Origin of the sequence: Persicobacter sp. CCB-QB2 (assembly GCF_001274635.1) — a bacterium.
In the GTDB taxonomy this organism is placed as follows: domain Bacteria; phylum Bacteroidota; class Bacteroidia; order Cytophagales; family Cyclobacteriaceae; genus Persicobacter; species Persicobacter diffluens.
The window spans coordinates 539,968-552,703 of record NZ_LBGV01000001.1 but is presented as its reverse complement, the minus strand read 5'-3'; the positions used below and the strand labels follow the sequence as shown (position 1 = coordinate 552,703).

The 12,736-nt window shown below is 37.5% G+C and carries 10 protein-coding genes and 1 pseudogene; 10 read left to right on the top strand and 1 reads right to left on the bottom strand.

The window, feature by feature from the left end; translation table 11 throughout:
• Positions 1–27 precede the first annotated feature (27 nt).
• From ilvN to NG22_RS02565, 10 genes and pseudogenes are all read left to right on the top strand, one after another.
• Complete coding sequence (gene ilvN / locus NG22_RS02610) at positions 28–579, top strand: acetolactate synthase small subunit (protein WP_053404277.1); 552 nt, start codon at positions 28–30, stop codon at positions 577–579.
• A 47-nt stretch (positions 580–626) separates the two neighbouring features.
• Positions 627–1,684, top strand: a pseudogene (ilvC, locus tag NG22_RS02605) (ketol-acid reductoisomerase).
• Positions 1,685–2,215: 531 nt separating this feature from the next.
• Positions 2,216–2,437: a hypothetical protein gene (locus NG22_RS02600; RefSeq protein WP_053404276.1), complete on the top strand. Its 222-nt coding sequence runs from the start codon at positions 2,216–2,218 to the stop codon at positions 2,435–2,437.
• A gap of 317 nt (positions 2,438–2,754) precedes the next feature.
• Complete coding sequence (locus tag NG22_RS02595; RefSeq protein ID WP_053404275.1) at positions 2,755–5,877, top strand: DNA primase; 3,123 nt, start codon at positions 2,755–2,757, stop codon at positions 5,875–5,877.
• Between the two features lie 214 nt (positions 5,878–6,091).
• On the top strand, positions 6,092–6,394 hold the full coding sequence (locus NG22_RS02590; RefSeq protein ID WP_053404274.1) for a hypothetical protein: 303 nt from the start codon (positions 6,092–6,094) through the stop codon (positions 6,392–6,394).
• A 1-nt stretch (position 6,395) separates the two neighbouring features.
• A complete protein-coding gene (locus NG22_RS02585) occupies positions 6,396–7,061 on the top strand; it encodes a ParA family protein (protein WP_082305119.1) in 666 nt (221 codons plus the stop codon).
• Positions 7,058–7,846: a ParB N-terminal domain-containing protein gene (locus NG22_RS02580; protein ID WP_053404272.1), complete on the top strand. Its 789-nt coding sequence runs from the start codon at positions 7,058–7,060 to the stop codon at positions 7,844–7,846. Before NG22_RS02585 ends, NG22_RS02580 begins: the two co-directional genes overlap by 4 nt.
• A gap of 470 nt (positions 7,847–8,316) precedes the next feature.
• The gene (locus tag NG22_RS02575) at positions 8,317–10,053 is read left to right on the top strand and encodes an NACHT domain-containing NTPase (protein ID WP_053404271.1); all 1,737 of its coding nucleotides are present in this window, start codon (positions 8,317–8,319) and stop codon (positions 10,051–10,053) included.
• Positions 10,054–10,455: 402 nt separating this feature from the next.
• The gene (locus tag NG22_RS02570) at positions 10,456–11,757 is read left to right on the top strand and encodes a phospholipase D family protein (protein ID WP_053404270.1); all 1,302 of its coding nucleotides are present in this window, start codon (positions 10,456–10,458) and stop codon (positions 11,755–11,757) included.
• A gap of 137 nt (positions 11,758–11,894) precedes the next feature.
• Positions 11,895–12,095 carry a hypothetical protein gene (locus NG22_RS02565; protein WP_053404269.1) on the top strand — a complete coding sequence of 67 codons (201 nt, stop codon included), beginning with the start codon at positions 11,895–11,897 and terminating at the stop codon, positions 12,093–12,095.
• A 37-nt stretch (positions 12,096–12,132) separates the two neighbouring features.
• Here the strand turns inward: NG22_RS02565 and NG22_RS02560 are convergent, their stop codons facing one another.
• Positions 12,133–12,543 carry a hypothetical protein gene (locus NG22_RS02560; protein WP_157600828.1) on the bottom strand — a complete coding sequence of 137 codons (411 nt, stop codon included), beginning with the start codon at positions 12,541–12,543 and terminating at the stop codon, positions 12,133–12,135.
• Positions 12,544–12,736 lie beyond the last annotated feature (193 nt).

Here is a 12,736-nt window from a genome sequence, read left to right as displayed (position 1 = left end):
GAACCTTCCTCAATAAAATAGAAAACTATGGTAAAACAAGTCGCCCTAAACGAAGAGTATACCGTTTCGATTTTTACCGAAAACGCGATCGGATTGTTGGCCAGAATCACCAACCAATTCACCAAACGCCACATCAATATTGAGGCGCTGAATGTGTCGCAATCTGAGGTCGAGGGGGTTCACCGGTTCACCATTGTGGTTAACACCACCGAAAGACAAGTACAATTGATCACCAAGCAAATTGAAAAGCAGGTGGAAGTGTACCGCTGTTTTTACCATCATGCGGAGGAGACCATCCATCAGGAAATCGCTTTGTACAAACTGCCCATTTCAGCCTTAAAGAGTGGCATTGAGCTGGAAAGCATGATCCGAAGAGAGGGAGCCAGAATATTAAGCATGGAGGAAAACTTCTTTGTGATTGAAAAAACCGGGCACCGCTCAGAAACAAGTCAATTATTCGAGAAACTGAAAGCCTACAATGTAGCCGAATTTGTTCGCTCCGGGCGGGTGGCCATCACCAAGCCTATGGATGAACTAAAGGAACACATTCAGGAGGTAAAGGCAAAAGCCGCTGTTTAATAAACAATTTTAATATTTAATTCAAAAAACTAAAAATATATATCACTATGGCAATCATTAATTTTGGAGGAGTAGAAGAAAATGTAGTAACCCGTGAAGAGTTTCCATTGGAGAAAGCTCGCGCAGTAATGGCAGAGGAGACCATTGCGGTTATTGGTTACGGTGTGCAGGGACCTGGTCAGGCATTGAACCTGAAAGATAACGGTTTTAACGTGATCGTAGGTCAGCGTAAAGACTCCAAAACCTGGGACAAAGCAGTAGAAGACGGTTGGGTTCCTGGTGAGACACTATTCGAAATCGAGGAAGCTTTGGATCGTGGTACGATTATCCAGTATTTGCTTTCTGATGCCGGTCAGATCACCGTTTGGCCAACTGTACAAAAGTACCTAAAGCCAGGTAAAACTTTGTATTTCTCTCACGGTTTCGCCGTAACTTACAAAGAGCGCACTGGTATTGTTCCTCCTGCGGATGTCGATGTAATTTTGGTTGCACCTAAGGGTTCAGGAACTTCTCTTCGTCGTATGTTCCTGGAAGGACGTGGTTTGAACTCTTCTTATGCTATCTTCCAGGATGCTACTGGCAAAGCATGGGAAAAAGTAGTGGCATTGGGTATTGGAGTAGGTTCTGGTTACCTTTTCGAGACTACTTTCAAGAAAGAAGTATATTCTGACCTTACTGGGAGCGTGGTTCTTTGATGGGCGCCATTCAGGGTATTTTCGCTGCTCAATACGATGTATTGCGTAAGGCTGGTCACTCTCCATCGGAAGCTTTCAATGAAACCGTAGAGGAATTAACGCAGTCATTGATGCCATTGGTTGCTGAGAATGGTATGGACTGGATGTACGCCAACTGCTCCACTACCGCTCAGCGTGGTGCTTTGGACTGGTGGAAAAAATTCCGTGATGCTACAGCGCCTGTATTCCAGGAATTGTATGATGAAGTAGCAGCGGGTAACGAAGCGCAGCGTTCTATTGATGCCAACTCCAAAGCGGATTACCGTGTAGGGCTGGAAGAAGAATTGAAAGAATTGCATGATTCTGAAATGTGGCAGGCAGGTGCTGCTGTTCGCCAGCTTCGTCCGGAAAACGATAAAGTAGAAGCATAAAAATACAAACAAGCAATAATCTACAACAATCATCTGTGATTATACCTGAATCCGGGGCGTTCGTCCCGGATTTTTTTATGGAGAAAATCATTGCAATAAGAAAGTCCACCGCCTGAGCAGACAGGGCTTTTCATAAAAAGCTAGATCGATCATTCAACACCTTATTTCTAATAATCAATCGTTTCTTTTTCATTTTTTCTTGATAGAAAACGTAAAGCCAATTCTAAATTTTTATTACATTGTATTTCAGTAGCTTAGCGATGAAAAAAACTTGTATCAATTTTTGATACAGAAATTGATACAGCTATCACTTTCCTCTATGGAAAGTACATTTATACCTAATCTATTTGGTTATTTTTGCATTATTTCGCAAGAGACTTACATTTTGGGGTAGGATTTAAATAGGTATTTATATAATTATCTAAATCTTTAAGTTCAAACATTTTTTGAGCCTCGCTTTTCTCCCCCTTGACTTTCCATTTCCTATTGCCGATAATCGCTTAAATTATTGTACATAATTAAGGTGATTATATGACATTATCGAAGCAAAAACCCCTCAACATCCTATCGAATTTGATAGAAGAAAGGTTTGGTCTGGAGGCCAGACCCACTGATGAAAAACTCAGTGAACTAGGACTTACCAGAAAGCGATTTACCCGTATTTTAAACAACAGTGGCAAGCCGATCACAATTGAAGAAGCTAAAAGCCTAAGTGACTGGCTTAAAGTCGAAATAGGCCAATTTGTGAGTTAAACGGCATAAAAAAAGCTAACACATTGCTGCGCTAGCTCTTGTAAGTTTAGAGAACTAGTATTGAAATCCGACCCTCAATACTAGTAAAGTACAATTTCTTGTACGACTCAAACCAAAGGAAACAAAGCGCATCATGATTGGTTAAAAACCATCCTCCATCCGAGGGTTAAAGCACTGAGTACTTCTGATTGATTTGATGAATTAAATATAATTAATCAAAGATTGAAAGTCAGCTCAGTGACAGGATTTTTTTACCAATTCTAAATCAATCACTTATTTTAATTCAATTAATACATGTAATATTCATGTAATTTAATATGAAGAACTTTCTTTCTACTGATACCATTCAGCAAATCAAGTCAGCGATGGTAACCCATGAGGTAGTCAATGAATTTGTACCGCTGAAAAAATCCGGACAATATTATGAAGCCTGTTGTCCGTTTCACGAAGAGAAAACGCCCTCCTTTAAAATCCACCGGGCTAAGAATTATTATAATTGCTATGGATGCGGAAAGAGTGGAGACGCCATTTCATTTTTGATGAATCATCAGAAAATGAGCTATTTGGAAGCACTTCAATACCTGGGGCAAAAATATGGCATTGCATTACAATATGAAGCCTTATCCGCTGAGCAAGCCAAAGCCATTGAAACCGCTCGCCATCAAAAGAACGAACTACAGTCCACCTTGATATCTGCCATGGAATCCTTCATCCAGAATGAAATTCCGGAAGCTTTCCTCAATCGGGCTTATGATGATCGAGCATTGGAATGGGCGAAGATTGGATTTGCGTCCAGCCTATCGGAATTGAAAGAGCTATCCAAAACGCAATTATTACAGGGGGACCTAATCAACAAATCGGGACGATTCAATTTTGCTAATCGGGTCATGTTTCCCATTCTGGATATACAGGGTCAACCTATAGCCTTTTCAGGTAGAAAAGTGGAAGGTACCGGCCCAAAATACCGCCATTCTTCCACCAAAATTTGGAACAAACAAAAAGCGCTTTATGGCATTCATATCGCCTATCGATTTGTGGGGAAAGGAAAAGTGAACTACGAGGGTATTAAACAGGAGAAAAGAGATTTACTCTACCTTTGCGAAGGCGCTACGGATGTTTTAAGGCTTTGGTCTAAAGGCATTTTTAACGTTTGCGCATTACTCGGAAAAGATCTGCACGATGGTCAAATTGAATTGATTAAAAGGCTTACGCAAAACATCTGCTTCATCGCAGATAATGACGGAGAAGAAGGCATTAAAGCAGTAGACAAAATTGCAAAAAAGGCTGTGGCTCAGGGATTAAATGTTTCTATTTTAATTCCTGAAAAGGGTGATCCGGATGATTACTTTCAAACGCTTGATACGCAAGAAAAGATTACGGATTTTCTTGATTCCGCTCAGGCCTATATTGAAGATTACTTGCTGTTACCCACTCTATTGGAGGCAAAAGTTCAGGGCCCTATATATGAAGCGGAGAAAGTCAAAGAAATGGGCGAGCTCATTCTTTCTATCCCGGATACCATCAAACGAGCAGCTTATTATGATTTGATAGCCAAAAAATGGCGGCTGTTCAAAACGCAGATCAAACTGCCCAAACAACAGGATTTACTCTCCAAAGACAATGACCTTTCGGAAAGTTCATTGGAACAATGGGAAGCGGAGGGTTACTATGTAGAAGATGGCTTTATGATGAGCCCCACCCCGCAAGGCCCCAAACGCGTGGCCAACTTTACCTTCCATATCCAATACTATCTGGAGCAGCAAGGGGAATCCAATCGATTACTCATTCATTTCAAAAAGTATGATGGCAAAAAATCGACCATGTTGGCTTCTGCTATTGATACCGCTAACCTAAACGCATTCAAGAAATTAATTTCCAATAGTCTGGGTTTGATTTGGTATGGATCCAATGCCACTGAGACCATTTTTCAATCCGCCAAAGACATGGCAATGAGAAAAAGTGAAACCGCTTATCAGTTAGAAACCATTGGTCGAAATGTCAAGCGTGATTTTTGGGTATGGGGAAATGGCATTAGCAAAGACCAAAAGTTTTATCCAGTGGATGAAAACGGAGTGGTACAACTCCCAGGGGAGGATGGACCAGAAAATTATTATTTCCCATGGAAAGTACAGCAAATAGGCTATGTAGAGGACAATAACCTCAGCGGCTACAGTGCCGCTCTGGTGCATCAATATCACCAAAAGTGTGATTTATCGATAAAAGAATTCCTCCAATATTTGACGGACATCCACCAGGAAAAAGCGGAGGTTTTGATCCTCTACTATCTGAGCTCTCTATTTTGGAATGAGATCTTCGAGCATGATGAATATTTCCCGCTACTTTTTCTTTATGGTGAAAAGGGAGCGGGAAAAACCAATGCTGCCCGCACTATTCTTTACCTCTTCGGCGGGCTACTGCACCGCGATGGGATCAACTTAACTGCCGGAGGTACCACGGTGGGAATCCGAAGGTCTATGAATATGACTTCAAATATCCCTTTTTATCTTTCTGAATTCAATAACCACCTGGATCAGAAGAAAATAGAATTCTTAAAGGGACTGGCCGATGGCTCCGGAGATGTCAGGGGTAAACTCAGCAATGACAACCAAACGAATAAGAGCATGCCGAAAGGTAGCGTGATTATTACTGGCAACGCCTATCCGCTTTGTGATGATGCGCTTTACTCCCGCTGTATCCTTTTATGCTACTCATTGAAAGATGCTCCAAACTGGGATCGGGATAAGTTTGAGGACTTTAAGGAAATACTCCAGACCAAAAAATTGACCTTCCTCACCAATCAATTTTTGTCATTAAGCGCCCATGTCAATGAAAGATATCGAAAAACCCGAAAAACGATTTCAAGAGAGGTTTATAAGCGGGCAAGAGAAAGGGAGATCGAGCTCATTGATCGGGATTCGAATAATATCTCTCCTTTGATTGCTATTTTCTTTTTGGTAGCGGAAAAGTATCCGGTATTGGCGGAATACATCGATCCGGATACATTGGTTGATAAGTTCCTGGATTTGATTTCTCGACAGAAAGACCTGGCGAATGTTCATGATATCACCATCGACTTCTTCCTTACCATTAGAAATAGCGCTCACCTACATCAGGGTGTTCATTATGATTTTAGCGCAAAGGATGATAAGGAGCTACACATTTACTTCAAGTTAAGAGAAATTCATAAAGATGTGTATTTACCCGAATGCCGAAATAGAGGGATTCAACCGGAGAAAGAAGTGACCATTCGGGAGGCTTTAAAATCACACGAAAGCTTTATTGAATTTAAGGATAAAAATCTGCTGTACACTGAAACGGGCAGCCGATCCTCCGGATTTGTCTTTGACTACCTCAAATTATACCAGGAACATGATATCCGCTTCAGAGACCAATTTGAGAAAATCAATCACTTTCTAAAAGAAGAGCTCATACACGCGTAAGGAAAATTTGCTATTTCCTCATTGGACCAATCTTTCAGCCTTCTTGGCCCTCAAATCAAATAATAATACAATAAAAATAATATTTATATAATTATTTAATGAGGAGATAGTGAGGAAACAGCCCCCATTTTTGAGGAAACAGGAAATGAAAATGAGGAAATACAAATAAGGTTTCCTCAACCAAAATTGGATTCAATTGATCAAACCAAAGCATATGGTGATTACACAATTCGACCAACACATCATTGAATGCGGAAATTTCTTTGTGCTACTCTCCGGCATAGCCGAAAAGGAATTGGCGCTTATCAAAGCCATGGAATACGCCATTGACATTTCCCCTAAGTGCTATGAGCTGAACAACTTCATCATGGTACGTTCTTCCAGCCTGCTGGAAGAAGACGGTGAAATCGTGATTTACAGTGAGTCTCAGGATTTTGAAACCTTTAATATACTGGCAAAAATCCTCCAATACAAGCATTTAAACATCCAATATAAAATCCAAATCTTAAGTGAATAATATGAAAATCATTGCATTAGCGAATCAAAAAGGTGGCGTTGGGAAATCGACCATCGCCTGTATGTACGCCGCAGCACTCTACTATCGGAAAGGACTCAAAGTAGCGGTTATTGATGCCGACCCTCAACGTTCATTTGAAGTGATGAAGATGAATACCAAAAGGAAGCATTTTGATATCATTTTCCTCGACACCACCGGCCAAAGGAATGCATTAAAGGAAAAAGTGATATCACTTTCCGCCCAATATGATATCACCATCATTGATGTGCCCGGCCGATTGGAAGGTGGAGACGTATCGATTATCCTGACCATGGCGGATCATATTATTGTCCCCACTTCCACCGCATCCCTGGAAATTTACACCACCATACAATTCATCCAGCAGCTGAAAGCGGTAAAAGAAAGCCGCGCTTCCTATGGTTTGGAAACTGAAATCGGGGTGATTCTCAATAAAAGAGACCGGAGCAAAGACTTTGGCGCTGCCATGGAATTTTTCAACAAGCGCCAAATCCCGGTTTATGGACAGGGCCTACGTCAGCTGAAGCGCTATCAACTCACCCAAGCTGACAAAATAATTGCAGGCGCGGAAATAGACGATGAATTCAACATCCTATATGAACATCTCAATAAAATTATTTTAGAACCTGAAAACATACCTGCGCTATGAGTAAAATCCTCAATATGATGCGTGATATGGATTTTGATAAAATCCAGCACATCGACCAATTGCCTAAGAAACCTTTTATCATCACCGAGTTGGTAGAGCTGAAGCAATTCATTCAGCCACTCACTTCGGAAGAAAAGTTTAACCTTTTTGAAAGCATTAAGACTGATGGCATTCGGGACCCGCTCATTCTCTGGAAGCGGGAGGAAGACCATGTCATTATTGACGGCCACAACCGATATGAGGCCATTCAAAAGATGGGCATCAAGGATTATCCCTGGATAGAAAAAGACTTCCAATCTTTGGAAGAAGCCAAAGACTGGATGATTCTGAACCAGTTCAGCCGCCGGAATTTGAACGCCAAACAGCTGAAGTATTATCGGGGATTGCTGTATAATCGGATGAAGAAAAAGCATGGCACAAACCAATATTCGAAAGGAGTGGAAAATTTTTCCACTCCTAAAAACAAAGCTTCCGAACAGATTGCCCAAGAGCAAGGGGTTTCCGAAAAAACGATTCGGAACGACGGGCTATATCAGATTGGTTTGGATCTTTGGAATGAAAAAGAGCCCGGAATCAAAGAGGCAGTCTTAAGCGGCAAGAAGAAAATATCTGACGCCAAAATACGGGAATGGGCTACTGGATTGGCTGATGAAGCCCCAAAAGAAAACGCTAATACCTTATTTATGAAGAAAATAGAGCGAGCTATTCGAACTTTGGTAAAGGCAGAGGAGGAAGGGCTATTAAGTGAAGATCAAAAAAGTGAAATAGTCAGGCTCTTTAAATAAATAGGTGCATCAGAAAATAAAATTCAGGTTGAGGAGTATTTAGAAAAAAATTAACTTACTTATGCCATCAAATCGAGCATTAGAAAATTTGATGGCTTTTTTTTGCCTTTACTCAAGAACCCTAACTAATTGTCATTATGTGAGTTAACCGACTCGGAAAAATGATGATAAAATCCGATATGTTAAATAGAATTTAAAAGTGCAATATAAAAAGGGGATTGTTGGATTTACCACATTAGGAATATTGAGCGATTGTTTAGTATTTTTAAGATTGCGTTTAGCTGCTGTATTGTACGGCTATGCGTAATTATGAATGGTGTTTATTACTTGGTGGCTATCAGTCTTATAATCGTTTTGTTTGGCTATCCACCACTAGGTGATCGATACACGGATATAGGCAAACAAACTCCAATTCCGTGAAGTAGTAGCACGAATTACTTATACAGTATAATTAATAAAACATAATCAATATGAATATTTCTGATTTTAAAGGCCTATTGGAATCACCTATTAATTCCGCTCTAAAATTAGTAGGTAATGAATTGCAACAGTTAGCTAAAAATAGGTTGCTTGAATACCAAGCCATAGAATTTAAGCGCAATTATTACACAAAGACATTATTACATCGTTCAGAACCTATTAAACTAAGTGACTTTTATCTTCCGTTACATATATATACTAAAGAAAGATTACATAACCATCATGTAAATATAAAGAAAAAATCAACTAATAACATTTCTGAAATTTTTAGTAAATCAAATTATATAACATTAATTGGCAGTGCAGGTAGCGGCAAGAGTACAATTGTCAAATATTTATTTATAAATTCAGTAGAAAAATCTTTTAAGATCCCAATAAAAATTGAACTTCGGTATCTAAATGAATATAAACATTCATTTACTGAATATATTTACAATGAAATATTCCTTTTTCATAAGTTAGGGTTTACAGCTTCTATAATTGAGAGGCTCCTAAATAATGATTCATTTGTTTTTTTCCTTGATGGTTATGATGAAATAAGTACAAATAAAAAAGAACAAATAACAAAAGAGATAGATAGTTTTGTTAGCAGATTTCCTAAGAATTATTTTCTTATTACATCACGACCATATACAAACATTGATACTTTGCCACTTTTTACTAACTATTATGTTTGTGATTTAGACGAAAAAGAAATTCCGCCATTTATTAAAAAGCAGATTTATAATAACGAAATAGAATTAGCTGAAAAAATAATCAAAGCGGTAGCAAAAATAGATGGTAGTTCTTATAAATCATTCTTAAGTAATCCTTTGTTACTGTCAATGTTTATATTAACATTTCAATCATACTCTGAGATTCCTCAGAAAAGGAGTGATTTTTATAAGCAAGTATTTGATACATTATTTTCTGTTCATGATAGTGTTTCAAAGTTGTCATATGTGAGAGAGAAAATATCAGGGTTATCCAAACAGGGGTTCGAGGATGTCCTAAGATTATTTAGTTTTATCTCATTTTTTGAAGAGCGCTTTATTTTTCAGTCTGACTATTTAGATAAAAAACTTCAGACAATAAAGGAAAAAAAGACTAATATTGATTTTGATAATGATAAAATAATTAATGATTTACAAGTAGCAATAGGTGTACTTAATAAAGAAGGTCTTGATTACGCATTCCCACATAGGTCGTTACAAGAGTATTTTGCAGCAAACTATATTAGTAATTTGAATGAATCAAATAAAAAAAATATTTATAAGAAGATTCAATCCATAATAAATAGAAATTGGTTTTATGTTTTAGAAAACTCACATTTTTTAACCTTGCTTTGTGAGCAAGATTATATTCCAATGCTATCTAATCTAATTATTCCTATGCTAGATGAATTAGGTGGGAGATTGGATGATATTGAACAATTAAATAATGACGATAAATACGATATTATAAGTAAAACATTTTTAGTTTCGGTTGAATTATTAAATAAGGAAGTAAAAGAGGAATTGATTCACAAAGAATTTTTAAAAAGCGATAGGCCTTCAATTATAATATTGGGCAATAGTGTAGATAAAATTCTCTTTCCAAAAGCTGAAGATATTGATGAAATCGACATCAAACAAGTAAATCGTTCTGCGCGGTTCATAAAAGAAAGATATAAAAAGTGGATTGAGAGTTTGAATAACCAAGTTCAAGAACAAGAGAAAAGCGATGCTGCAATAATTGATATAATTTAATAATAACGCTTTCCAGTCGAATAAGCCAGGGGAATTTCACCCCTGACTTCTCACAGAACCGTACATGAACTTCTCAATTCATACGGATCTTGTCATACAGAGCGCTACAAGAAACTATAACCCAGAGGCCATTGATAGAATAAGTTGGTAAAATCCTTCGCCATTATATTGAGCAAATGGGGGCATTTCCTCATATTTGGTTCCTGTTTGTCAGTACGGAGTTTTGCGGTCTCGACGCTTCGCGCGATACCATATAAGCTCCCGCTTATGGTAATTTCGATAATACTTCACAGTAAACCACCTTGAGACTTGCTACTGCTTCTAGGTGTCACACATCCGCTTAAGAAACTTGTACCCTCTAGAATAATATTCTAGAGGCGAAAGGCAAATAAACTTCGTCCTATGAATGAAATAATAATAGAAAACCCAATAACAGATTGGTTAAAAACCTCAATTAATAACAGCAAAGAAAGATTGAACTTTGCAGTTCCTTTTTTATCCACCTTTGCAAATACAGTTTTGAATACGGAAAACACTGATAGCATAATTGATAAACGAATCGTTACAAGGTTTGATGAATCTAGTCTAAGTTCTTTTGACCTTCCAATATTGAAAGAACTACTTGATTTAGGGTTTTTGATTAAATATAACAATACAATTCATTTGAAATTATATATCGCTGATAGGGATACTTATGTAACTTCATCAAATTTTACAAAGAGTGGATTTGAAAATAATGTCGAACTCACTGTAAGAATTGATTCAGCTAATTCGGACAGATGTAATAGTATATTTGAAAAGGTTTGGACTGATTTATCAAATCAAGATGTAACATATGAGCAAATAGAAGAATCATGGGAGAAATATAAGCTACTAAGAAAGAGAGATAAATACGCAAAATCAGCTCCTAAGAATATTGAATTAAGTGAGGTCAATGTTGAAGAAGTTGAAGTTGATAAATTAATAACCTCTATATTTAATCAAAACCATGACTATTCGTGGAGATTGAAACCTATCTTTGATTCGAATAAACTAAGAAAAAAAACTTTGTCAAGAATTTCCTTGGGTTTTGAAACAAAAATTTTTTATGTGCCAGTTGGTCATGAAAATCGCAAGGACTGTTTGTTTTATGAATTATCATATGGCCCTGAAGTTAAAATTGCGGGAACAGGATTAAGAGAAGAACACTTTAGAACTGCTTTCCAACACTCTGATTTTAAAAATGTGATTTCGTTTATATTGCCAGAATCGATAGGGATGAAACCATGGAATCTGAACAACAGAGATGAGTTTAAAGAGTTCTGTAACGGAATTTTTGATTTTGAAATAAAATGTTACACAGAAGCTTTGCCAATTCGCCTTGCTTCGTATTTCTATCCAGAATTTTTTCTTCCAATATTTAAGTTAGAAGATTTAAAGAAAGTTTGTGATGCATTGGGATTAAAGACAAATGCTAAAACAAAAGGAGAAAGGTTATTTGCTTACACTACTTATCTTACTCATAAAATGAGTGATTTGCCCTATGGCAATAGTATTAAATCAGAAATTTCATATCAAATATTGTATACAATTGAATTATATAAAAGATTAAAAGATGGGGAATCTTTTAATGAAATTATATCTGATTACAAGAAGAAATGGAAAAAAGAATTTATTGAAAATGGAATGAAATTATTAACTCAACTTGGGATTGTCTCGTCCTAAAATAAGTTAGCACCTAGATTTAATAATAATTAGACCATACTAAATCAATTTACACAACCAATCACTATTATATCATTAGGCTTCAGCGAGTTAAGATTATCCCCGATAAGATTTTCACTACCCCTTTAAAATTTATTATGCCATCTACCATAAACAGCACCTCCGAGCTATCCCAAATCACCCTTGCTCAAAAGCACCTTGAAATCACCAAAGCACTTTTGAGTGAGGGACATAAAAGTGCCGAGACCGCTCTAGCCATTGAAGAATTAGAGCGCGCGATAGCTTACATACGCTTACGGTTGATGAAGCTGAGTTGCATTCGTGCAGAGGAAAAATAAATAGCCCATTTCCTTTAAAATAGGAAGAAGGAGGTGATTATTGGAGCAACTTTGAAAATTGCCCCTGAATTTGATTTAACAAGTCCTCATTCATAGGCTCAATGCAAATCCACCTTTCTTGGCCATTGGGATTGATATACAGGAAATAAATTACCCGCTCCGTGATATCCCAGTTTTCCGGAGTAGGATAATATTCCTCTGGATTATTCTCTAGCACCTCTTGAAGGTAAGACTTAAAACTATCTACCTTTTCTTTTACAACAAGCCTCTTAACCGTTTTCAGTGTATCTTCCTTGAAAACTACATTTTGAGGGTGATCTATATTTTCCTTATAGACCATTTCGCCATTTGATTTTAACAATTGAATCGAATTTCCCCGGTTATCGTTAGGATCATCCGAAACTTTGGCAATTGCAAATAGGGCATCAGCTGGGATTATCGCCTCCATACCAACAGGTAATGTTGGCCTCTCCACTATTTCTCCCAAATACAAAGGGGGGACATTTTTATTTTTACTACCACAAGCTAAAGAAATAGACAGTATTTGTGTAATCATTAGTGAAAAGCAGATGGTGTTTATTATCGATAATTTTTGAAATATACCTGCTCCAATAAAACTCATTCAGAAAGCCCTCACATTT